The 605-nt window shown below is 60.8% G+C and carries 1 protein-coding gene; it reads left to right on the plus strand.

Features of this window, described 5'->3' with window-relative positions:
- Nucleotides 1-365: hypothetical protein (locus AC01Y6_RS11025; protein WP_476671571.1), on the plus strand; the 365-nt coding region annotated here is incomplete at its 5' end.
- Nucleotides 366-605: the final 240 nt, after the last annotated feature.

Consider the following 605-nt stretch of genomic DNA (forward strand, 5'->3'; position numbering starts at 1 on the left):
CCATCGCCTCCATGACCGCGGCCTTATACGCCGCTTCTGGGCAGGCCGTCCTTCCTGAGCTTTGGGAGAAGGTGCAAGATTACGAGTACCTCGCTTCGGCGGAGGAAGGAAAACTGCCGAGGCTCCCGGGCGCAGATACCTTCATGAAGGCTAAAAAAGGCCCTTCCATAGAAACCCACCCTCCCTTGGAGATGGCACAGCCCAGCGGAGCAATCTCGCACCCCCTCTTTGGTTCGGGTAGGGTTCTGGAGGTTATCAGGCAAAACCCACCCCCAAAAGAAGTGGTCATGGTGCGCGTTCGCTGGGATTATGGTCAGAGCATGGTCCTCACTAAGCTCCCCCAGGGATCCAAGCGCGCAAAATAGGTTTATGGCGAACCGCAAGCTGATTGAGGTCGCCCTGTCCTTTGAGGAGGCTTGAGTAAGGGGTGTTGCCAAGCCCCTACCCCCTACGCTGGGCTCCGGTAGAATGGAGCCCATGAAACCCCTCGGCGCGCCTCTCCCGGAAGACCTGGGTGTCCTCTGGGAGCGCTACAAGGAGGCGGTGAGGGCGGGGGGCAACCCCCAGGCCCTCTACCAGGAGATGGTCTGGCCCGCCCTGCTCCG

Source organism: Thermus sp., assembly GCF_056332225.1.